Here is a 21446-nt window from a genome sequence, read left to right as displayed (position 1 = left end):
CGGGAGTATGTCCGCAGTTGTGATCGGGTTAGGGATGACTGTCTTGCGCCGGTCCTACAACTTAGCCAGGCGGGGTGCGGATCACCGTGTGCATCGGATTGGCGGGACCGTGTCCCGATCCCAGCGGGAGCGCTTCCCGGATTGCGGCGGTGACGAACGCCTTGGCGTCCCGAATCGCTTGGAGGATCTCGATGCGCCGCGCCAACCCCGCAGTAATCGCGGCGGAGAACACGCACCCCGTGCCGTGCGTGTGGCGCGTCTCGATCCGCGCTGCCTCCAGGCGCACGACCCGGCTTCCGTCGAAGACGAGATCGATGGCGGCGCCCGCGAGGTGACCGCCTTTGACGACGACATACCGCGGGCCGAGCGCGTGCAGCGCATGGGCGGCGTCTTCCATCTCCCGCAGCGTCTCGACTTTGCGGTCGACGAGAGCCGCGGCCTCGTGGAGGTTCGGCGTCACGACCAGCGCCAGCGGCAGGAGCACCCGCCGCAGCGCCTCTCGCGCCTCCGGACGCAGCAGCGGCGCGCCGCTCTTCGCGACCATCACAGGGTCGATCACGAGTTGGGTGATTCGGTGCCGGCGGATCCTATCGGCGACTGCCTCGATGATCGGAGCGGAGCTTAGCATCCCGGTCTTCGCGGCGTCGACCCCGATGTCCGTGACGACGGCGTCGATCTGCTGGCGGACGAACTCCGGCGACATCTCCACGATGCCCAGGACACCGGTGGTGTTTTGAGCGGTCAGCGCGGTGATCGCCGTCATGCCGTAGACCCCGAGGGCGGAGAAGGTCTTGAGATCTGCCTGGATCCCCGCCCCGCCCCCGGAATCCGACCCTGCGATCGTAAGCGCCCGCGGTACCGGCACCGTCATCACCTCCCACGCGGAAAGTGATCCCAGCCCTGAGCGACAAGCGGGCGCCGCCGGTCGCCTCGCTCGGAGATCCAGCAGCCCTCAGCCGCGACCAGAATCTCCCCGATGCGGGTGAGGGGAATCATGAGGCGTGCCGCGAGGCCGGCCGCCTGCGTATCGAACGCCGCGCCCGCCGTGAACAGGAGTTCATAGTCCTCTCCACCGGCAAGCGTCCATGCCTCCGGGTCCTTTCCTGCTTCGTGCGCGGCCTCGGCGAGGCCGGGCGGCGCGGGGAGCCGGTCTATCTCGAGACGGACGCCGACCCCCGATGCCTCGGCGAGATGCAGCAGATCGCCCGCCGTCCCATCGCTCGTGTCGATCATGGCGCTCACATCGCTCACCCCTCCGAGCGTCCTTCCGGCGTCCACGCGAGGCGCCGGCCGGCAGTAGGCGGCGACGAGCGTCTCCCGACCGGGCACCCGGACGGCCGGATGCTGTGCCAGAAATCGGCCGGCCGCCGCTTTGCCTACTGTGCCGGTGACCCACACCCCGTCGCCTGGACGCGCTCCGGCCCGGGTCAGCGCGCGGCCGCCATCCCCAAGCGCGGTGACGTCAACGACGAGCGGTCCAGGAGTCGAGGAGAGGTTTCCGCCGGCGATGACCACCTCGTACGCGCCGGAGATCTCGGCGATCCCGCGATACATCTTCTCCACGCGCTCGACGGGGGTGGTCGGCTGGAGCGCCATAGAGATGAGAACGAATCGGGGCGTGCCGCCCATGGCGGCGATGTCGCTCAGGTTGACGGCTATGGCCCGCCAGCCGACGTCCTCCGGCGTACAGAGGTCCCAGGTGAAGTGGACCCCCTCGACCTGAATGTCGCACGTGGCCAGCACGGGGCCGGCAAACGTCAGGACCGCGGCATCGTCGCCGAGACCGACCGTCACCCCTCGGCCGCGAGTCGGGACGAGCCGGCGGAGGCGATCGATCAGGGCGAATTCCCCGACCGCTGCCACCGAGTTATCGGGCGCTCGCGCCATCCACCGCCTCCCGGAGCCGCCGGACTGCGTCGGCCATGTCCTCTGCGAGCGTCACCGCGGTGATCACCGCCACCCCGTGAGCGCCGGCCCGGATGACCGCGGCGGCATTCTCGACGGTAATGCCGCCGATCCCCACGAGCGGCACACGGACCGCCCGGCGGATCTCGGTCACGCGCGCCAACCCAACGGGCGCCCCGGCATCGGACTTGGTCGCCGTGCCGTACACCGCCCCGACGCCCAGATAGTCGGCGCCCGCCCGCTCCGCGGCGATCGCTTCCTCGACGGTGGCCGCCGAGACGCCGATCAGCGCCCGCGGTCCCATCACTGCCCGCGCGTCCGTTGGGGGGAGGTCGTCCTGGCCGACATGGACGCCGTCCGCCCCCGCGAGCATCGCCACATCGAGCCGGTCGTTCACGATGAACGCGACGCCGGCCGTCCGGCACACCGGGCCAATCCCGCGCGCGACATCGAGGATGACCCGTGCCGGTTCCTCTTTCATGCGGAGCTGCACCGCGGTGGCTCCCCCGCGGATCGCGGCTTCGGCGATCTCCCGGTGGGAGCGCCCGCGCGCGTGGCGGGCGTCGGTGATGACGTAGACGCGCCAGTCCCCCCGCGTCATGCCACGACGATCCGGGCGCGCGACGTGATCGCCGGCCCGTCGAGCGCGGCCACGGCATCGATCAACGCCGCTCGAAATGTGCCGGGGCCGGCCGCGTGCTCCGCCGCCCGCTCGGCCGCCACTTCGAACCAGACGAGCCCGGCGGTCGCCGCGGCGAGCGGATCCGGTTCGACCGCGGCCGCGGCGGCCACGGCGGCGGTGGCCATGCACCCGCTCCCCGTAATCCGCGCGAGCAGCCGATGCCCATTGTCGATCCGCACCGTCGCCGTCCCGTCGGTCAGCAGATCTTGGCTCCCCGTCGCCGCGATCGCCCCTCCCGTCGTGCGGGCGAGACGCCGCGCGAGCCCTTCGAGATCTTCAATGGGTCCGGCGGCGTCCACCCCGCGAACCCCACCGGGTCGTCCCGCCAGCGCCGCGATCTCGCCCGCGTTGCCGCGAATGCACGCGCAGCGGACGTCCTTGAGGATCCGCGCGACCTGCTCGGTTCTGAACCTCGTCGCTCCGACGCCCACAGGGTCGAGCACGACCGGGATCCCGCGCGTGTTCGCCAGGCGCCCCGCCAGCACCATGGCGGTCACGGCGGGCACCGTGAGCGTGCCGGTGTTGAGGACCACCGCGCCCGCCTGAGCGGCGATCTCCTCGACCTCCTCCGCGGCGTGGGCCATCACCGGCGCGGCGCCCAACGCCAGCGTCACATTGGCCACGTCTCCGGCGGTGACGAAGTTGGTGATGTGGTGGATGAGCGGATGGCGTGCGCGCACCCGGGCCAGCAGCGCCGCCGCGCGGTCCGCGGTGATGCTGGTCACCCGCGGCCGCCCTCGCGAGGCCGGCCGGCGGTCTCGTGCCACCCCCCGCTGAGTCGGGCGATCCACACGTGCAGCCGGTGGCGGGCCCGCAGGCGGACGTCTACTCGCGCGATCGCATCTTGCAACGCCTTGCGGGTGACTGTGCCGGGGCGGTACCGCACCCGCACGTCCTTCGTGTGGAGGTTCACCTGGGCCTCGAGGATCCCGGGAAGCCCTTCCAGGGCTCCTGCCACCCGCCGAGCTCAGAGATGACACAGCATCCGCTCGGTTTTGAGGACCATGGTGGCTTCCTCAGATCTGCCGAGCGTCATGGCTGCGCGGCCCATTCGCTCGCGGCCGGAACCCGCCGAAGCGCGCGGACCACCACGTACCCGAGAATGGCCCCTGGGATGCTGCTGGAGAGGAACGCGATTTGAAACCACCACAGCGTGTGATGCGAGCCGACCAGCGGCTGAAAGAACACTGCCGCGATCGTCGCGCCGATCGGACCGGTCCCGATCGGTTCGCACAGGGCCGCCGCATCGTTCCGAATTATACGATACGCGTAGCCGACCACCAGCGCGCCGAACGGGCTCCCCGGAAACGCGAACAAGGTGCCCCATCCCAGGCTGTGACGGAGGAACGCCGTGACGAGCGCGGCCCCGGCCGCATACCAGGGACCGAGCCAGATGCCGGCGATCGCGTTGATGGTGTGCTGAAACGGCGCGACCTTGGCCGGCCCCACGGGAATGCTGAGTGACCCGAGCAGCGTCGCCAGCGCCGCAAACATCGCTGCCAGCACGAGCCGTCTCAGGTGCTGTCCTCGATCCCGATCCGCGTGCCCCCTCATACCGGCCACTCCTCCATTCGCTGGGACATCTCCCAGAACAGATACTCGTACTGTTGACTCCTGAGATACACGTCACGAAGCGCGGCCTCGCGCTCCGGGGACGCTCCCTCGACGATCCGATCGAACAGGTCGGCCACCCACGCGGCCATCGCTTCGTACTCGTCCGACGTGTACATCCGGATCCAATCCCCGTAGAGGGGGTGACGGTCCCAGCCCGCTCCGCTGCGGAGGACGGTGGCGATCTCCCAGTAACCATGGGCGCACGGGAGAATGGCCGCGACGATCGCCGGGAGATCCCCGGTCTCGGCCACGAGGCGGAGGTGGTTGGTGTAGGCGAGTGTGGTCGGGGCGGGCCGGGTATCCTCCAGCGCCTCCGGGGAGATCCCCGCCTTCCACGCGAACTGCCGGTGCAGGTCCATTTCGACGTTCAGCGTGAGGGTCAGCAGGTCGGCGAACCGGCCGGCGACGGCCAGGTCGTCGGCGCGCGCGGCGGCCAGGGCCAGGACCCGGCGGTACTCGATCAGGAAGAGGTAGTCCTGTCGCATGTAGTACTGAAACCGCTCCTCCGAGAGCGATCCGTCACCGAGTCCGCGGATGAAGGGATGAGAGGTAATCCGTTCGCGGATCGGAGCGGCCAGGGCCTGGTATTGCGCGAACAGGCTCATCACCCACACCATACGCGGATCAGACGGGCGTAGACGCGGGCGAACGCGAGGAGATCGGCGGTCGCCACGTATTCGTCGATGGCGTGCGCCTGCTCCCACCTACCGGGACCGTAGACGACCGATGGAATGCCCCGTGCCGCGAGCCACCCCGCATCGCAGACGCCCGTGGACATCCGCTTCGGGGGAGCGATCTCGAACACGTCACGGTGTGCCTGCTCGAGGACGGCGACCCCCGGATGCTCCGGGTCGGTCTCAAACGCTGGGAAGACTTCTCCGCGATCCTCGATCATCGATCGACCTCCCCACTGGAACGTCGGCGGGTGGCTGCGCAGCCAGGGGTCCGCGGCCGCGACGGCGCGCACCGTCCGCTCGATCTCGGCGGTCACGTCCTCCGCGGCCTCCCCCGGGTAGAAGTGGACGGTGACCCAGAGCGCGCACCGGTCGGCGACAAACGCCGGATGCCGGCCGCCCTCGATCGCGGCGGGGTTCACGGTGGTCGTTCCCGAGGGAAATCCGGGGTGGGACTTCATCACGGCCCAGTGGCGTTCCAACTCTTGGAGGGCCGCGAGCACCTTCATCATCTTCTCGATCGCACTGGCTCCTGCGAGCCCGCCGCCGGCATGAATCATCCGCCGGCGGACGGCGTCGTGGTGCGTCTGGGGACTCTGGATCGTAATCCACCCGGTGACGACACCGCCTTGGCCGAGTGAGAGCTCGCCCGCGGTCGGCTCGGGCACGAGTCCAAACGGGACCGGCGGGGTGTGCTCGAGCGCAAGGAGCGTTCCTCCCTCGCCCATCTCCTCGCCGGTGACGAGGTGCACGATCACATCGCCCCTGGGACGTTCGCCCACTTCCAAGCACGCGCGGAGGGCCGTGAGGGCCGCCGCGATCCCGCCCTTCATATCGGCCGTCCCCCGTCCGTAGATGCGACCGTCTCGCCGCACGGGCGCATACGGTGGATGCGACCAGGCCTCTCCGGGGGCCGTCGTGGCGACATCCACATGACCGTTGATCAACAGCGCCCGCCCTCCCCCCCTTCCGGGGAGGCGCGCGACGATCTCGGCGTCTTCGGGATACAGGGGGAACAGTTGGACCTCCGCCCCCCACTCCGCCAGCGTCGCGGCGAGGAACCGCTGAATGGCCTCAGTGTTCCGGCCGGGCGGACACGGCGTCTCGAACGCCACGAGCCGTTCGGTGAGTGCGTAGAGGTCCTCTTGATGGCTGGTCAGGAACCGGTCAAGCGCGCTCACCTTCGATGCCGCCTCGTGAGACACCGCCGTCACCGCGCGAGGTTCGTGTACAGGTCGTCCACCGGGACCGCGCTCGGGATCACCTTGCGCGTGGCCAGCCATTGATCGAACAGCTCCCAACGGTCGCGGGCCTGCGTCTCCGTCCGCGCATACGTCGGCAGTGTCGCACGGAACGATTTCCGATTCAGTTCGTCGTCGAGCTTCATCGTGGGGTTGGCACGGACGTACGCGGCGAAGGCGCGATCGGGATTCTTCAAAGTAAACGCGATGCCTCGGCCCACCGCCCGCACGAACCGCTGCAGCGCCTCCCGGTGCCGGACCAGCGCCGTATCGCTGGTAATCAGCACGAGCTCGTAGAACGTCGGCACCCCATACCGTTCGGGTTCGAACATCGCGACCGGCTGGCCCTGCAGCTCGATCTGCACGCGTTCGTAATTTCGATAGGCACCGACGACCGCGTCGACCTTATGCGAGAGGAGCGCCGGCACGAGATCGAACCCCACGTTCACCATCTTGACTCCCGTAGTCGACGCCCCGGCGCTCCGCATCACCTGGTCGACCATGGCGTCCGCGAACCCTGTCACGGCGAACCCGACGTGCCGGCCCACCAGGTCTTTCGGGGACCGGATGCCTGAACTCTTCAGGAACATGATGGTGGTCAGGGGTTGGCCGATCAGGACCCCGATGCTGCGGACCGGGAGGCGCTGCGCGCGGGCAAGGATGACGTTGGGCTCATAGTTGACCGCGACGTCGACCCGGCCGGCCGCTGCCAGCTTGAGGGGATCGTCGGTGTTTGCCGGAACCTGCAGCGTGACCCGCACGCCTTCCTGGGTAAAGTACCCCTCCTGCTGCGCGGCGTAGAGGGGCACATGATCGGGGTTCGGGAACCAGTCCAGCATAAACACCAATGACGTCGGAGCCGCCGCCGTGCCGGGCATCCCCGCGGCGATGATCGCGACGACGGCGAGCACCCCGCCTATCCATCCCACTCGCTTCATGCCTCCTCCTCCTTCGCCCCGACGACTCCCTCGTTACGAATCCCCGAGGCGGCGCCACGGCAGCACGAGCCACTCAATGCCCGACACCGCGAGGAAGAGCCCCACGGCCATCAGGCTCAGCACCGCGATCGCCGCGAACACGAGGTCGATATGGAGTTGGGCGTTCGCGTGGATCATCAGGAATCCCAGGCCCTGCGTGGCGCCCACCCATTCGCCGATCACGGCCCCGATCACGCTGGTGGCGACGGCGATCCGGATCCCGGAGAACACGAAGGGCAGCGCCGCGGGGGCGCGGAGTTTTACGAGCACCTGGGCGGGGGTGGCGCCGAGGATCAGGAGCAGATTGATGATGTCGGGATCGGCCGCGCGAAGACCGTCGACGGTGTTGACCACGATCGGGAAGAACACGATCAGCGCGGCCATCGCCACCTTGGAGAGCATCCCGTATCCCAGCCAGACGATCAACAGGGGCGCGATGGCAAACACCGGCACCGTCTGGCTCGCGATCACCAGCGGGTAGACCGCGCGCTCGACCGTTCGGGACGCGAAGATGAGCAGGGCCAGCCCGATCCCCATGACCAACGCGATCCCGAATCCGAGGAAGATCTCGAGCAGCGTGACGGCCGCCTCGCCGGCGAGCAGCGCGCGTTCCGTGACGACGAGCGTCGCGATCCGGCTGGGGGCGGGCAAGATGTAGAACGGGATGCCGAATGTGCGGACCCCCCACTCCCAGAGTCCGAAAATCGCAGCGAGCAGAACGGCCGGGGGCCCGGCATGTGCCAGCACAGGGCCGATCGACGAGAGGACCTTGATCCCCCGCGGCGGTGCGACGGCGTCGCGGGTCTCGGAGGCCACCGCCCTCATGCGAACGCCTCCGCCATCTCCGCCTGAAGGACGGCGGCGATCTCCGTTTTTGTGCGTACCACGATCTCGTGTGCGGGGTCTCGGGGACGGACGAGCGGGAGCGCGATCTCGGCCCGGATGCGTCCGGGGCGCGCGCTCATCACGTAGATCCTGTCGGAGAGGAGGACGGCTTCCTCGATGTCGTGCGTGATGAACAAGATCGTCCGCCCAAACTCTTCTACGAGCCGCAGCAGGTACCCCCGCATCGCAGCCCTGGTCATCGCGTCGAGGGCGCCAAACGGTTCGTCGAGGACGATGACGTCCTTGCGGCAGAGGAGCGTCCGGACCAGGGCGACGCGCTGGCGCATGCCGCCGGAGAGCAACGCCGGGTAGTACGATTCGAAGCGCTCGAGCCCGAACCGCCGCAGCAGGTCCCGGGCTTCATCCCGAGCCTCCAGGCGGGCGACTCCCTGGATCTCCAATCCGAGGATGGCGTTGTCGATCACCCGCCGCCACGGAAGGAGGAGGTCTTTCTGCTGCATGTACGCCACCTGACCGCGGCGCGGGCCGAGCGGCGTCCCATCCAGGAACACCCGCCCGCCGTCCGGCGGGATCAACCCGGCCACGATGTTACAGAGCGTGCTCTTTCCGCATCCACTGGGCCCGAGCAGCGTCACGAACTCCCGCTGCCCGACGTGCAGCGAGACTCGGCTTAGGACCTCCAGCCATCCGGCCTTTGGACCCGCAGCTCCGCCGGCGGGCGAGGAGCGCGTCGCGGGGAACCGCTTCGTCAGATCGACGATCTCGAGTTTTGCCGTCATCGCAAGGTCTTGGGCCGCCACAAGCAAAACGCCGCCCCCGGAACCGGGGCGGCGCCTCAAGTCTCCCTCCGCTGGCATTACCCAGATCAGGTTCCGGGGTCGATGGCAGGGTTAGCCATCCTCTCAGCCTGGTTCCCCAAGCTCCCCCACACTATGGTGGTCGAGACGCATTATACCACAGTAACGGGCGTCGCCGATGTGGGCCGTCATCCCGGGCCGAGGGCCCGCCACAACTCGTCTCTGCCCGGTGGGAGCAGCGGGGTGGTGACGCCGTCTCGCGTGACGAGACGATCGCGCGCGACAAACATGCCGATCTCGGCGGCCGGGATTCCGGCACGTCCGATTGCACCGGCCGTGCGTGGGGCGTCTGGGGTGGCCACAAGGAGCGCCCCGCTCCCGATCAGGCCGAGGGGATCGAGTCCCAGCGCGCCGCAGATGGACGCGGTCTCAGGAAGGACCCCGACCCGGTTGGCATCGAGATGGACGCCGATCCCCGAGGCCGCGGCAATTTCGTAGACCGCCCCCAGGATGCCGCCTTCTGTGACGTCGTGCATGGCCCGTGCGCCGGCGCCCACCGCCGCCCGGGCCTCGGGAAGCACACTGATCTGGTCCCGGTACGCCCGGGCCCGAGCGAGGGCCTCCTCCCCGAGGACGGGTTTGAGCCGCTCTTCGAGGGCAGCCGCCAAGATCGACGTGCCTTCGATGCCCGCACCTTTGGTCAGCAGCAGCGTGTCGCCCGGCTGAGCTCCCCCGCTCCGCAGCACCCGGTCTTTGCGCGCGCGCCCCAACGCGGTCACGATGACGATCGTGCGATCAATGCCGCTCGTCACCTCGCTGTGGCCGCCGGCGATCTCCACGCCCAACTGTGTCGCGGCCGCGGAGGCGTCCCGCATCACGCGGCGGAGATTCGTGGCCGCGTCCGCCGGGGCGAGCAGTAGGGTGAGGAGGAGCGCGACGGGTTCGGCGCCCGTCGCCGCAAGATCGTTGGTGGCGATGAAGACCGCGTACCAGCCGAGATCCGGCCCGGCACCGGTGATGGGATCCGTGGTGAGGACGGCGACCTCGTCCCCAAACTCGATGACCGCGCAGTCCTCCCCCAATTGGGCATGGACGAGGATGTCGGGGCGGCGCGCCCCGAGGTGCGGGTAGACGAGCGTGCCGAGCAGTTCAGCCGGGACCTTGCCGATGGGGAGCCGCGACGTCATGAGCCGGTGGCCGGCCGGTCTTTCTGGTCGGACGCTACACGGCGACGCGAGACGTGATGACGGTCATCTTTTCCAGGATCGCGTGCGCGGCTTCGAGGGCCCGCAATCCATGCTCGCCGGGGACCAGGGGCGTCGCCTCACCGCGTACACAGTCGACGAAGTGTGTGAGCTCGGCGCGTAGCGGCTCCTCCCCTTTCACGATGGTCCGGCGCTGAGACCCATGCCGCCGGACCGTAATCTGCTGGCGTAGGTAGTTGAGGTGGATCAGTCCATCGGGCAGCGTGATCTCCAACTCGGCCGCCTTGACCGGAGACACCCGGCTCGCCACGAAGCTGGCCAGGCAGCCGTTCTGGAGCGTCAGATGGGCGACGGCCAAGTCCTCGTCGTCGCCGTTGATCGCCGCCCCGATCGCGCTCACGCGGGCGATGGGAGACCGCATGAGGTTGAGGATGATATCGAGATCGTGGATCATCAGATCGAGGACGACTCCGACATCCATCACCCGGGATGGATCCCAAGGCCGGACCCGCCGCACCTGCACGAACAGCGGTTCCGTGACGAGGTCGGTCAGAGCGTGCACGGAGGGCTTGAAGCGTTCTACGTGCCCGACGAGCAGCGTGACACCGGCCCGCTGCGCCAGCGCCACCAACTCGCCGGCCTGCTCGGTCGTCGTGGTGATCGGTTTCTCCACGAGCACGTGCACGCCTCGCTGCAAGAACTCGCGGGCGATCTCGTAATGGAGTGCGGTGGGGACCGCGAGGCTCACCGCCTCCACCTTGCCGAACAACATCCGGTAGTCCTCGTACCCGACCGTCTGATAGCGCTTCGCAAACGCACTGACCTCTCCGGGGGATGTATCCACGACCCCGGCGAGGGTCACATCGGGGAGATGGTGATAGACTCGAACGTGATGCTGGCCCCACTGCCCTAGGCCGACGACGCCGACTCGGACCAGCCTAGCCATGGGCACCTCCTTAGTGCCGGGGGTTGAAGGCGCGGATCGCTTGGACGATCCGGTGAACCTCTTCCTCCCCGAGCGCAGGGTGCACCGGAATGCTCAGCACCTCCGCTGCCGCTCGCTCGGCTTCCGGGCAACGAGCGTCTCCAAAACCTAGCCGGCGGTAGAGAGGGCTCCGGTGGATCGGCGATGGGTAGTAGACGCGGGTTCCAATCCCTTGGGCCTCCAGGTGACGGGCGAGCCGGTCTCGCACACCGGGGACCCGCAACGTGTATTGATGGAATACGTGTCGGCAGTTTTTGGGCTCAACGGGGACCACCAGCCAGTCGAGGTCCCGCAGCCCGCTCGTCAGTCGGGCCGCGTTGTGCCGCCGTCGGGCGTTGCGCTCGTCCAGTTTCGCCAGCTGGCCGACGCCGAGGGCCCCGGCGATCTCGGTCATGCGGTGGTTGCCTCCAATCATCTCATACGTGTACTGCGACGACTGCCCGACATCGATCAGCATGCGCGCGCGCTCGGCGAGGCCGGGATCGTCGGTGACGACCATCCCGCCCTCACCGGTGGTGAGGTTTTTCGAGGGATAGAAGCTGAAGGTGCCGGCCGCGCCGAACGTCCCGACTTTGCGCTCCTGGAAGGCCGCCCCATGAGCCTGTGCGGCGTCCTCGATCACGATGAGATGATGCCGGCGCGCCAGATCCATCATCGCGTCCATGGCGCACGGGAGGCCGTAGAGGTGCACGAGCAACATGGCTTCGACGCCCGGGGTCCGCGTCACCACATCGGCGCAACGTGCCGGATCGAGGTTGAATGTGTTCGGATCGATGTCCGCGAAAACCGGAACAGCGTTTCGTTTGATGATCGCGTTCGTCGTGGCGACGAAGGAAAACGGCGTCGTCAGCACGCGGGCGCCGGGTCGAACCTCCGCCGCCTCCAACGCGACCTCGAGCGCCGCCGTTCCCGAGGACGTCGCGGCGCCATGGGCCGCCCCGAGGTAGGCGCTGAACGCACGCTCGAACGCTCGGACCCAGTGTCCGGCCACCAACTGTCCGGAGTCCAACACCTCGAGGATCCGGCGTTTCTCATCGTCGGAGATCAGGGGGCGAGCGATCGGGATCGTTGACGGTGATGTTGTCTGCACGTGACCTCCCGATGCGCAGTCAGACGTGACTTCGGCGGGGCGGAAGGTTTTCCCTCTGCGCGCATCGTCGCGTCAATGCGTCCTGCGCGATCTCCGCGGTTCAGTGTGCCGATTCCAGTTGACCCTGCAGGGCGGTCAGCATCTTTTCGAGGTTCTCCTTCATCTTCACCCGCAGCAACTGGCTGAGCAGGCCGCCGATCAACGGGATATCGAACTCAAAATCCACCACGATCGTGGTCCGTGTCCCCCCATCCTCCGGAGTGAATGTCCATGTGCCCTCGTAGCGCTCGAAGTCACCTTCGCGCTGACGGAAGCGGCAGAGGTGCCGGGTATCGTCCCAGGCGTCTTCCTCCACCCAACGAATCCGCCTGCCCTCGACGAGCCCCACCCATTCGGTGAGCACCGGGACCCCTCCGTCTCGCTCCAAGACGGTGATCCGCTCGAGGTCAGGCATGAATCGTGGAAAATCCTCAACGCGCTTGGCGAGGTCATAGACTGCCGCAAGCGGCGCCCGGATCAACAGCGCTCCTTCCACCCGCGCCATCAAGCCACCCCCAGTTGTCGAGGACTTCTTTGGGATTGCTAGGTGCGAAGCTCGAGGATGTCTCCGTCCTCCAAGATGTGCTCCCGCTGTACCATCTGCCCGTCGAAGGCGCGCGCGCCCCAAATCCGGGCAAACTTGAGCCGTTCGGAAAAGTCCTTGTGCACCACCGCCGCCGCTTCCTGCACGGTGGCGCCGCGCTTCAACACGAATGGGGCGGACAAGTCCGCGCGGTGGCCGGGAGCCTTCGTATAGACGCGAATGACGTTGAGCAGCGCGAACATCTCCGCGCGGAGCGCATCGATATTCGTTCCCGTTTCAGCGGACACCGCGAGCAGAGGGAAGCGGTCCGCGACCAACTCGCGCAGCATTCCCAGACGCTCAGACGCCCCAGGGACATCCGTTTTGGCGGCGATCAGGAGCGTGGGCACACCCTCCTCTGATACGCCGGTCCGCACAAGCCGCACGTTGAAGCGACTCACGAGCTCGAGGGTCTCTTCGATGGACGAGAGGAGGTCGTCGCTCGCCAAGTCGGCCACGAGCAGCGCCGCGTTGGCTTGCCGGATCAACGCAAAGAGCCAGGGATCCGCGGTCTCGGGGGCGATCGGCGGGAGGTCGACAAGCTGGATCTGCACGTTTTCGAAGGCCACCATGCCGGGCAGGGGAATCCGTGTCGCGAACGGGTAGGGCGCGACGATCGGGCTGGCGTTGCTGAGCGCGGCGAGCAGGCGCGACTTCCCCGCATTAGGGGGCCCCACCAGGACGATCTGCCCCGCTCCCTCGCGGGGCACGTGCTGCCAGGTGGGCCCCCGCCCTGCCGACCGCTTGCGGGCGGCCTCGGTGCGCACTCGTGCCATCCGCCGGCGGATGTCCGCCCGCATGTGCTCGGTCCCCTTGTGTTTGGGGATCGTGGCCATCATTTCACCGAGCGCGATGAGTTGTTCTTCCGGAGTGGTGGCCTGGCGGAACCGACGTTCGGCCTCGAGATACTGCGGGGTCAGATTGGCGGGCATGGCGAGATCCCGCAGGCTACTGGATCCGGTTCACCTTGAGGTGCAGCGTGCCCGCGGGGGCCTCCACGCGGACGGTGTCGCCGGGGGCGCGGCCCATCAGGGCGGCTCCGACGGGAGACACGTGGCTGATCCGTCCCTGGGCGAGGTCGACCTCGACGGGGCCAACGATGGTGTACGTGAAACGCTCGCCGGTAGCGGTGTCGACGATCTCCACGGTGCACCCGACCGCGACGACGTCGGGACGCTTCGCAGACCGCCCATCGATGACCTCGACATTCCGGAGGAGCCGGTCGAGCTCTTGAATGCGTCCCTCCACAAACGCCTGCTCGTTCTTGGCATCCTCGTACTCGGAGTTCTCAGAACGATCCCCGAGCTCCGCCGCCCGCTTGATGCGCAGGGCGACCTCCCGGCGTTTCGTTGACCGCAGGTGCTGCAACTCGGCTTCGAGCTGCGCCAGACCTTCCTGGGTCAGCAGCGTCGGTTGGCTGGGCGAGATCTCATGGGGCATGCTGTCCTCCATATCCTGGTGCGATTTCTCGATGCTCAGGAATGTATTCTATCAAAGAAACATCGAGCGGGGTGAGGAACATGCGGAGGCGGGGACTACATGGAGAGTTCTGTGGGCTCCCGCAACAACTCCTGGGCCAATGCGTCCTCCTGCCGTCCCCTCAGCTCGCGCTCCACGTCATCGAGGGCGGACATTTCTTGGTAGGTCTCCACGATCTGGCGATAGATCGCATCCCGCAGCCCACGTTCGAGGCGCAGTTTTGCAAAGAAGCATTGCTCCAATCGGGCCTTGCGGTAGAGCCAGAGGCTGTGTTTCCGGACCGCCTCGAGCCGTGCGGTCATCTCGAACCCCACATCGCGGCGGCCTTGCACTTCCTGGAGCCGCAGGTAGATCTGGCGGATCTGAAACACCACATGGCTCAAGCCCAGCAGCACGTCTCCCAGCTCCTCCGCACCGCGAGCGCCGTCCTGGACCAGCTCCAACAATCGTCGTTCGATGTCTCCGAGGGTTGTCTCGACTTCCTGGGCGATGTTCTCGGGATTGAGGAGTTCAGCCATGATGACGCCTGCCCGGGCGGACCGATCCCGGTTGACGCCGACGCTCAATGTGAATTCGCGACGGGATCACGCGCAGGCGCCACTCTTCCTCAGCAGGTTTCACCCGTCCACCTTGCCATCCTGGGCGATGCCCGAAGCCGATGCGTGTTCCGCCAACGGTCTTCCGTGTTGTACCGCCCCGCGGGCGGGTGGTGCGGGTCGTTCCCCTAGCGGCAGGAACAGATACGGGTATGTGAGGGCTGTGCGCGCGGTGCCAATGATGAAGCCGCGAGAGCGATCGTTTCGGCAACGCGATTGTGCCTCGCGGCCCGATTTGGGCATATTCCCGGAGCGGAAGCCACGGCCTTCGTCCGTTCGAACGATTCCGTAGTATCGTCCGACAGGACGATTCCGAGAGCAAACAGGAGGAGAGAGCGCGTGGAGGAATCCTTTAGACCATGCCATTGCTATCCGTTGTCGTGCCGACCTACAACGAAGCCGAGAATATCGGCATGCTCGTCGGGCGGGTGACCTCGGCGCTTGCCGGTCTAAACTTCGAAGTGGTCTTTGTCGACGACAGCACGGACGGGACCGAGCGGGTCATTGCCGAGTTGGCCCAGAGTGCGCCGCGTCTGCGCATCGTCCATCGCACCAATCGTCGTGGCCTCGCCTCCGCCGTCGCGGACGGGATCGCATTGTCCACAGGAGACGTGATCTGTGTGCTCGACGCAGACCTTCAACATCCTCCCGAAGCGATGCGGGTCTTGATGGACGGCCTTGAGCGAACGCGGGCCGATCTTGCGATCGCCAGCCGCTACCTCCCCGGTGGCAGTTACGATTTCACCCTCGCCCGCCGGATCGTCTCCCGCGTCGCCACGGCGCTTGCTTGGTTGCTCGTGCGTCGCGCCAGGTCGGTCTCCGACCCCCTGTCGGGTTTCTTCGCCTTCCGGCGCAGCGTGGTGGACGGCGTCCACCTCCAGCCGATCGGATTCAAAATCCTCCTGGAGATCTTGGTTCGCGGACACGTCGGGCGCGTCGTTGAGGTCCCCTATCGGTTCGGCGCGCGGGGGGCCGGCAAGAGCAAGCTCACCCAGGCTCAGCACATCGACTACCTGAGGCATTTGTTCATGCTCTCCACGGTCCGGGCCCCCATCGTGCAGCGCGTCACGTACGCCGCTGGCCCCCGTGGCAATCCGGCCATAGGGTAGCGCGAACAGATGTTCGTCATTCCCTACACCGCGTGGCGGGCCTGTAGGGATTGGCTAGATTGCCTCAGGAAGGCCCAATTTGCCTCCAGGAGGCATGGACGTGGCAGATCCCGAGTCTCAGCCTTTGGTAGGCTCCGGAGAACCTCCTTGGAGATATCGGGATCGAAGCGGGTGATCTAGGAAACCGGCGAGGCGGCCGGAGGCCCGAGCGACCCTTGGCAGATCCACTCCGGTTTCTATCCCCATCCCGTGGAGCATATAGAGGAGGTCCTCGGTCGCGAGGTTTCCCGACGCTCCGGGCGCAAACGGGCATCCTCCGAGGCCGCCCGCAGAGGCATCGATGGTGCCGATACCGCATTCCAGGGCTCCGAGGACGTTTGCCAGCGCCGTGCCCCGGGTGTCGTGGAAGTGACCGGCGAGGGCATCGGGGGGGAGGTCGCGACTGAGCAGGTCGAAGAGGGCGATCACCTCTCCAGGGGTCGCAGCGCCGATCGTGTCGCCCAATGCGATCTCGTAGCATCCCATCTCATAGAGTGCGACGGCAACCCGCCGGACGTCCTCACCCGTGACCCGGCCCGCATACGGACACCACCACGCCGTGGACACATACCCCCGCACCCGGCATTCCAACGGCTTCGCGATTGCAATGACCTCTCGAAACGTGCGGAGGGACTCGTCGATCGTCATGTTGATATTCCGGCGCACGAACGCTTCCGATGCGGCCGTGAACACGGCGACCTCACGCGCGCCACATTGAGCCGCCTGCACCATGCCTTGCGTATTGGGCACCAATACCGAGAATACCGTTGACCCACCAGTGGGGAGCCGCCGGAAGATCTCATCGGTGCCGGCCATCTGAGGCACCCGGTCGGACCGGACGAACGCTCCCACCTCCACCACAGGGAGGCCGGCCGCGGCAAGCTCCTCGATGAACGCCAGCCTGGCGTCCACCGGCAGAACGGCCGGCTCGTTCTGCAGCCCGTCGCGCGGCCCGACTTCCACGATGCGAACCTTGCGCGGCACCTTATCGAGGAGCCTCATCCACATTCTCCATCATCTCGACCACCCCGACTCCACCGTCGATCTGGTCGCCGGCGCGCGCATGAACGGCCCGAATGCTGCCCGCCCGATGCGCGCGGATGACATGCTCCATCTTCATCGCCTCGATAATCACTAGCGGCTGCCCCCGCACGACGCGGTCCCCGGTCTTCACCAGGACCTGGGTGACGGCGCCGGGCATCGGGGCGGCGAGGATGTCGGGCGTGACCGCGCGCGAGCCAGATCCAGGGGCCCCCGCGGTGGCCGAACGTTGGTACTCCAGGGTGTGCCCGTCGATATGGAGGAAATTTCTGGTTTCCCCGCGTGCAGTCCGGACGATCTGCGCGCGCCCCGCGCTCGATAGATGGAACAGGCCGTGCTCCGCGTCGAGGAGGTGGAGATGGTGGGTGATCCCGTTGACGCGCACCACGAACTGGTCCTGTTGGCGGTCGACCGAGCATCGCACCACCGCGCCCCCCACGACGAGGACGACTTCACGCACCTGCCGTCCCCATGCGCCACCGTCCCAGGCGGTCCCAGGGGTCGGCCGGGGCGCGTCCCGGGCCCCCCCGCTCGTGGGCGTCCGGCGACCCCCCCGGCGTCTCGCTCAATACCTCGGCGACCGCGGCGGCCGCAAGCGCCAGGCTCGGAACGTCCGGTTGCCAGTGCGCAAAGTGGCGCTCCAGAAAATTGGTCGTGGTGTCCCCTCGGCGAAAGGCATCATGCCGTAGAACGTCTTGCAAGAATCGAAGGTTCGTTCCGCAACCCAGAATGACATACCGCCGCAGCGCGTCGCCGATACGGGCGATGGCGTCCCCACGGGTCCGATCCCACGCGATGACCTTTGCCAGTAGGGGGTCGTAGGCCGTGGGCACGCGCCACCCGGCGCGCAATCCGGAATCCACCCGGATTCCGGGACCCATCGGTTCTTCCAGCGCAAGCACCGGCCCCGGGGACGGTGCGAAGTCGCGGGCAGGATCTTCAGCGTACACGCGGCACTCGATCGCGTGGCCTCGCAGCTCGACGGGATCGAGCGCAAGCGGTGCTCCGGCGGCGATGTGGAGTTGGGATTTCACGAGATCCATGCCGGCGGTCCACTCCGTGACCGGGTGCTCCACCTGGAGTCTCGTGTTGACCTCGAGGAAGTAGAACGCTCCGGATGGTTCCACCAGAAACTCCACGCTGCCCGCATTGACGTAACCAACCGCCTGGGCCGCGATCGTCGCGGCCCGGCTCAGCGAGGCACGGAGGTGGGGCGTAGCGAATGGTGATGGCGCTTCCTCGATCAGCTTCTGGTGCCGGCGCTGCACGCTGCATTCCCGCTCGCCCAAGGTGGCGATGGCTCCCGCCCGGTCCGCGAGCACCTGGATCTCGATGTGGCGAACCTCCGGCAGATGGCGCTCCAGAAAGAGATCCGAGGAACCGAATGCCGCGAGCGCTTCGCGTCTGGCTCCGGCCAGCGACGGACGCAACTCGTCCTGGCGAGTGACCAGCCGCATGCCGCGGCCCCCTCCTCCCGCGGTGGCTTTGATCAGCAATGGGACGCCGAGCCGGAGGCCGGCGGCCGCAAGCGCATCATCGGTGGCCCCTGGGCTGTCGTAGCCTGGGATCACCTGCATGCCGGCGCGTGCCATCAACCGCCGGGCCTCTATCTTGTTGCCGAGTTTTGCGATCACTTCGGGAGGGGGCCCGACAAACGTCAATCCTGCCTCCGTGACCGCACTGGCGAATGCGGGACTCTCCGCGAGGAACCCGTACCCGGGGTGCACCGCGTCCGCTCCAGAGGTCCGCGCCGCATCGATGAGGCGTCCGACGTTGAGATAGCTGTCCCGGGGATCGTCGGCTCCGATCGGCAGCGCGGCGTCGGCAAGCCGGACGTGCAGCGCGCTTCGGTCGGCGTCCGAGTACACGGCGACCGCCTCGAGCCCCAACTCGCGGCACGCGCGAATGATCCGGACCGCAATCTCTCCGCGATTGGCGACGAGGACCTTGCGCACTGTTACATCCGGAAAACGCCCGGCCGCATGCCTTCGATAGGCGCGTTGAGCGCCGCGGAAAGGGCCAAGGCGAGGACCGTTCGCGTCTCAGCGGGATCGATGATTCCGTCGTCCCACAGCCGCGCCGTACTGTAGTAGGCGCTGCCCTCCTCCTCGTACTTTGCGAGGATGGGCGCAACGAGCGCGTCCTCCTCCTCCGGAGACAGCTCCTTCCCCTCTCGCTGCAGTTGATCGCGTTTGACTGTGAGGAGCACGGTGGCGGCTTGCTCGCCGCCCATCACCGAGATCCGCGCGTTGGGCCACATCCAGAGGAAGCGGGGGTCGTAGGCCCGGCCGCACATCGCGTAGTTTCCGGCACCGAACGATCCGCCGATGATGATGGTGAAGCGAGGGACGCCGGCGGTTGCGACCGCATGCACCATCTTGGCCCCGGCCCTCGCGATTCCCGCGGCCTCATACTGACGGCCGACGATAAACCCGGTGATGTTCTGCAGGAAGATCAGCGGAATGCGGCGCTGGCCGCACAATTCGATGAAGTGGGCGCCCTTCTCTGCGCTTTCCACGAACAGCACCCCGTTGTTGGCGATGATGCCCACGGGGAACCCGTGGATGCGGGCAAACCCGGTGATGAGCGTCGTTCCGTAGAGGGCTTTGAACTCCTGAAACTGGCTGCCGTCCGCCACCCGGGCAATGATCTCGCGCGCGTCGAACTGGCGCCGAAGGTCCTGTGGGAGGATGCCGTAGATCTCGCTGGGATCGTATCGGGGTTCCACCGCAGGGGCGACGTCGACATCGATGCGCTTGACCCGGTTGAGCGAACCGATGATCTCCCTCAGGGTCCGGATGGCGTGTGCGTCGTCCTCGGCGTAGTAATCGACGACCCCGCTGCGGCGGGCATGGACATCGGCTCCGCCCAACTCCTCCGCCGTGACCTCTTCTCCCGTCGCCGCTTTCACAAGCGGCGGTCCCCCCAGGAACACCGTCCCGGTTCCGCGGACGATCACCGCTTCGTCGGCCATCGCCGGCACATAGGCCCCCCCTGCCGTGCAGGATCCCATCACCGCCGCGATCTGGGGAATGCCTCGGGCGGAGAGCTGCGCCTGATTGTAGAAGATTCGACCAAAGTGCTCCCGGTCGGGGAACACCTCCGCCTGCAGCGGGAGAAACGCACCTCCCGAATCCACGAGATACACGCAGGGGAGGTGATTCTCGAGGGCGATCTGCTGCGCGCGGAGGTGTTTCTTTATCGTGATGGGATAGTACGTCCCGCCTTTGACGGTGGCATCGTTGGCCACGAGCATGCACTCAGTGCCGCGGACCCGTCCGATACCCGTGACGAGCCCGGCCGATGGGGCTTCACCGCCGTACATGTTCCACGCGGCGAGCGGAGCGGTCTCCAAGAACGGCGACGCCGGGTCGAGCAGCAGATCGATTCGTTCCCGCGCCGTCTTCTTGCCTTGCTCGCGCTGCCGCCGCTGTGCGCGCTCGCCCCCGCCCGCCCGCACCTTGGCGAGCCGCTCAGCGAGAGTGCGGGCGAGGCCTTCGTGGTGCGCGCGGTTGGCGGCAAATTCTGCGGACTGCGTGTCAATCTGAGATTCGAGGGGTGGCATACCGCGCGCTCCGGCAAACTTCCATTGAACCTCCAACATCTTCCCTCGGTTCTGCATTGACGCGGGACCGGAAGATATTCTATCATAGGCGCGTCAATCATCGTCATCTGCTCGGCTGTTCGTAAAATGTTCTACTTCATCCATAGATCACTCATAGGCGTTACCAACTCCTCCACCTGTCTGTAAGGGAGCACCAGGAACGGGTGTTCTGACGCGCCCTGGTCTCCAAATCGATAAGAGCAAACCTGGGGCGACCCAGGGACGCAAAGCCACGGGACCCATTCTTGTGGGTCAGCCGGGTTACCGAAAGGGGGACTGGGATTGGCCCGCCGCTATCTGGCCATCGCTGCGATCTTCGGTGTGCTCTCGCTGTCCATCGGTTCACTGCTCGCGAGTCCTCTGCTCCAGCACGACTCCAAACGTCATCAGTCCACAGCAAAACATGGCCTATACCATGTCGCTAAACATCTTAGCCAGCCCGAGGCCGCCGTTACGGGCGCGTCCGCTGCCGCGGGAAGCGATTTGGCCGCGCCTCAGGATGGAACGACGGGTACCCAGTGGCAAATATGGGTGCGTCAAAGGATCGGTGACGCAAAAAACTGGTGGAATGAAACCGGCGCTGTCTCCGCGTCTTCAACGGGGGCGAGCAATCAGACCGTAGATCCGCTGAGCGGGGCTCAGTCCTCCAAGCCCGACAGTCCGGCATCCCCGGTATTCGTGACACTGCTTATCGGTGGCAAGGCATCGATGAAAGGTGGCACCGGCAGCGGCGCGTCCACGAGCGGCACAACGAGTGGTGTATCGTCCGGGGCCACATCCGGCGGGGGCTCAGGGGGTTCTGGCACAGGATCGTCAACGGGCTCAGGGCCGACGTCCGGGGCTGCCGCGGGTGGCAGTTATGGTGGTGGTGATGGGACAAGTGGCAGCGGAGGCCATACGGGCGGAGGCCATACGGGCGGAGGCAGTACGGGCGGAGGCA

23 protein-coding genes and 2 riboswitches are annotated in these 21446 nt (G+C 67.1%); of the genes, 1 reads left to right on the top strand and 22 read right to left on the bottom strand.

All coding sequences use genetic code 11. The features are described 5' to 3' along the window. Positions 1 to 61: 61 nt before the first annotated feature. From thiD to VFP86_16740, 18 genes are all read right to left on the bottom strand, one after another. Positions 62 to 871 (bottom strand): bifunctional hydroxymethylpyrimidine kinase/phosphomethylpyrimidine kinase, encoded by an 810-nt coding sequence (thiD, locus tag VFP86_16825; GenBank protein HET9001305.1) that lies wholly within the window; start codon positions 869 to 871, stop codon positions 62 to 64. After that, positions 871 to 1887: a thiamine-phosphate kinase gene (gene thiL, locus VFP86_16820; protein HET9001304.1), complete on the bottom strand. Its 1017-nt coding sequence runs from the start codon at positions 1885 to 1887 to the stop codon at positions 871 to 873. The genes thiD and thiL overlap by 1 nt, the downstream gene beginning before the upstream one ends. Further along, entirely contained in the window at positions 1868 to 2506 is a 639-nt protein-coding gene (gene thiE / locus VFP86_16815; GenBank protein HET9001303.1) for a thiamine phosphate synthase, read from the bottom strand. The genes thiL and thiE overlap by 20 nt, the downstream gene beginning before the upstream one ends. After that, positions 2503 to 3312 carry a hydroxyethylthiazole kinase gene (thiM, locus tag VFP86_16810; protein ID HET9001302.1) on the bottom strand — a complete coding sequence of 270 codons (810 nt, stop codon included), beginning with the start codon at positions 3310 to 3312 and terminating at the stop codon, positions 2503 to 2505. Before thiM ends, thiE begins: the two co-directional genes overlap by 4 nt. Further along, positions 3309 to 3545, bottom strand: a complete 237-nt coding sequence (locus tag VFP86_16805) for a heavy metal-associated domain-containing protein (protein ID HET9001301.1) — start codon at positions 3543 to 3545, stop codon at positions 3309 to 3311. Before VFP86_16805 ends, thiM begins: the two co-directional genes overlap by 4 nt. A gap of 74 nt (positions 3546 to 3619) precedes the next feature. Then, positions 3620 to 4141, bottom strand: a complete 522-nt coding sequence (gene thiW, locus VFP86_16800) for an energy coupling factor transporter S component ThiW (GenBank protein ID HET9001300.1) — start codon at positions 4139 to 4141, stop codon at positions 3620 to 3622. Next, entirely contained in the window at positions 4138 to 4806 is a 669-nt protein-coding gene (tenA, locus tag VFP86_16795; protein ID HET9001299.1) for a thiaminase II, read from the bottom strand. Before tenA ends, thiW begins: the two co-directional genes overlap by 4 nt. Beyond that, entirely contained in the window at positions 4806 to 6056 is a 1251-nt protein-coding gene (locus VFP86_16790; GenBank protein HET9001298.1) for an acetylornithine deacetylase, read from the bottom strand. Before VFP86_16790 ends, tenA begins: the two co-directional genes overlap by 1 nt. 29 nt (positions 6057 to 6085) lie before the next feature. Next, positions 6086 to 7054, bottom strand: coding sequence for an ABC transporter substrate-binding protein (locus tag VFP86_16785; protein ID HET9001297.1), 969 nt, complete (start codon positions 7052 to 7054; stop codon positions 6086 to 6088). Between the two features lie 33 nt (positions 7055 to 7087). Next, positions 7088 to 7918: an ABC transporter permease gene (locus tag VFP86_16780; protein HET9001296.1), complete on the bottom strand. Its 831-nt coding sequence runs from the start codon at positions 7916 to 7918 to the stop codon at positions 7088 to 7090. Beyond that, a complete protein-coding gene (locus tag VFP86_16775) occupies positions 7915 to 8778 on the bottom strand; it encodes an ABC transporter ATP-binding protein (protein HET9001295.1) in 864 nt (287 codons plus the stop codon). Before VFP86_16775 ends, VFP86_16780 begins: the two co-directional genes overlap by 4 nt. Beyond that, a riboswitch (TPP riboswitch) is annotated at positions 8764 to 8876 on the bottom strand. (Overlaps the previous gene by 15 nt.) 48 nt (positions 8877 to 8924) lie before the next feature. After that, the gene (locus VFP86_16770) at positions 8925 to 9923 is read right to left on the bottom strand and encodes an AIR synthase family protein (GenBank protein ID HET9001294.1); all 999 of its coding nucleotides are present in this window, start codon (positions 9921 to 9923) and stop codon (positions 8925 to 8927) included. Between the two features lie 34 nt (positions 9924 to 9957). Next, positions 9958 to 10887, bottom strand: a complete 930-nt coding sequence (locus VFP86_16765) for a Gfo/Idh/MocA family oxidoreductase (protein ID HET9001293.1) — start codon at positions 10885 to 10887, stop codon at positions 9958 to 9960. A gap of 10 nt (positions 10888 to 10897) precedes the next feature. After that, positions 10898 to 12016: a DegT/DnrJ/EryC1/StrS family aminotransferase gene (locus tag VFP86_16760; protein ID HET9001292.1), complete on the bottom strand. Its 1119-nt coding sequence runs from the start codon at positions 12014 to 12016 to the stop codon at positions 10898 to 10900. 100 nt (positions 12017 to 12116) lie between these two features. After that, positions 12117 to 12560, bottom strand: coding sequence for an SRPBCC family protein (locus VFP86_16755; protein ID HET9001291.1), 444 nt, complete (start codon positions 12558 to 12560; stop codon positions 12117 to 12119). A 38-nt stretch (positions 12561 to 12598) separates the two neighbouring features. Next, the gene (locus VFP86_16750) at positions 12599 to 13570 is read right to left on the bottom strand and encodes a GTPase (protein ID HET9001290.1); all 972 of its coding nucleotides are present in this window, start codon (positions 13568 to 13570) and stop codon (positions 12599 to 12601) included. 16 nt (positions 13571 to 13586) lie between these two features. Beyond that, positions 13587 to 14078, bottom strand: a complete 492-nt coding sequence (gene greA, locus VFP86_16745; protein ID HET9001289.1) for a transcription elongation factor GreA — start codon at positions 14076 to 14078, stop codon at positions 13587 to 13589. Between the two features lie 95 nt (positions 14079 to 14173). Beyond that, positions 14174 to 14635 (bottom strand): hypothetical protein, encoded by a 462-nt coding sequence (locus VFP86_16740; GenBank protein ID HET9001288.1) that lies wholly within the window; start codon positions 14633 to 14635, stop codon positions 14174 to 14176. A gap of 437 nt (positions 14636 to 15072) precedes the next feature. Here VFP86_16740 and VFP86_16735 point away from each other — a divergent pair, with 437 nt between their 5' ends. Beyond that, the gene (locus VFP86_16735) at positions 15073 to 15822 is read left to right on the top strand and encodes a polyprenol monophosphomannose synthase (GenBank protein HET9001287.1); all 750 of its coding nucleotides are present in this window, start codon (positions 15073 to 15075) and stop codon (positions 15820 to 15822) included. A 117-nt stretch (positions 15823 to 15939) separates the two neighbouring features. On the opposite strand, the gene VFP86_16730 is transcribed toward VFP86_16735, so the two are convergent. The 4 genes from VFP86_16730 to VFP86_16715 are packed head-to-tail and all read right to left on the bottom strand — an operon-like array spanning position 15940 to position 20467. Then, positions 15940 to 16863 carry a hydroxymethylglutaryl-CoA lyase gene (locus VFP86_16730; protein ID HET9001286.1) on the bottom strand — a complete coding sequence of 308 codons (924 nt, stop codon included), beginning with the start codon at positions 16861 to 16863 and terminating at the stop codon, positions 15940 to 15942. Further along, positions 16847 to 17362: a biotin/lipoyl-containing protein gene (locus VFP86_16725; protein HET9001285.1), complete on the bottom strand. Its 516-nt coding sequence runs from the start codon at positions 17360 to 17362 to the stop codon at positions 16847 to 16849. Before VFP86_16725 ends, VFP86_16730 begins: the two co-directional genes overlap by 17 nt. Beyond that, entirely contained in the window at positions 17355 to 18857 is a 1503-nt protein-coding gene (locus VFP86_16720; protein HET9001284.1) for a biotin carboxylase N-terminal domain-containing protein, read from the bottom strand. The genes VFP86_16725 and VFP86_16720 overlap by 8 nt, the downstream gene beginning before the upstream one ends. A gap of 2 nt (positions 18858 to 18859) precedes the next feature. Next, complete coding sequence (locus tag VFP86_16715) at positions 18860 to 20467, bottom strand: carboxyl transferase domain-containing protein (protein ID HET9001283.1); 1608 nt, start codon at positions 20465 to 20467, stop codon at positions 18860 to 18862. 228 nt (positions 20468 to 20695) lie between these two features. Continuing rightward, positions 20696 to 20775: riboswitch (cyclic di-GMP riboswitch) on the top strand. The last annotated feature ends 671 nt before the right edge of the window (positions 20776 to 21446 follow it).

It is taken from the genome of bacterium, assembly GCA_035703895.1.
GTDB lineage: Bacteria > Sysuimicrobiota > Sysuimicrobiia > Sysuimicrobiales > Segetimicrobiaceae > Segetimicrobium.
Note: the sequence above shows the minus strand (reverse complement) of the source record. Positions and strands in the feature narration are given on the sequence as shown.